Below are 642 nucleotides of genomic sequence, written 5' to 3' on the forward strand. Positions count from 1 at the left end.
CACAGCTGTTAAGTTAAGGATTTTTCATGTTAGATATGTAGTGTGTAATGTTGTGATGTTTTTTGTTTATATTCTTATTTTTCTTTTAGCATGTTTTTTATTCTTGATATTGTTAGTCTTGTGTGTCCTGTTTCTTTTGCTAGTGCTGTTGTGGTTTTATTCATATTAAATAATATATAAAATATTATGCCAATCGGAACTTGGCTTCTATGAAATATTGTGTTTGTGAAATCATTGAAATTATTCCCACAATTTTTACATTGATATCTATGAATTCTTCCTTGAGGTCCTCTTTTTTCCACATGAAATGAATGACATTTTGGACAAAAAACTCCATCAGCCCAACGTATCTTCCTAAACAAACTAATCGAATACTCTTCATCAGGTAAACTACAACTATACAACATACTATCAGAAACCATAAAAACAAAACCATTATATAAAATCTATCTCTTATTTTATAAAAAACTTTATATACTAAAACGCACTATTAATTAATCAAACACTTGTATTTTATATGTTAATACAAAAAATAACGAATGATAAAGTTGTGGTTTTTATGTTGTGTGGGTCAGTGGAGAGAATTCAATCTTTATTCAATTTTATGAAGGATAATAAATTCAAAGAATCATGTCGAGTTAA

The 642-nt window shown here is 27.3% G+C and carries 1 protein-coding gene; it reads right to left on the reverse strand.

Going from position 1 to position 642, the window contains the following annotated elements:
* Positions 1 to 74 precede the first annotated feature (74 nt).
* Positions 75 to 422: a transposase gene (locus MBFIL_RS05065; RefSeq protein WP_066972058.1), complete on the reverse strand. Its 348-nt coding sequence runs from the start codon at positions 420 to 422 to the stop codon at positions 75 to 77.
* Between the last annotated feature and the right edge of the window lie 220 nt (positions 423 to 642).

It is taken from the genome of Methanobrevibacter filiformis, assembly GCF_001639265.1.
In the GTDB taxonomy this organism is placed as follows: Archaea; Methanobacteriota; Methanobacteria; order Methanobacteriales; family Methanobacteriaceae; genus Methanacia; species Methanacia filiformis.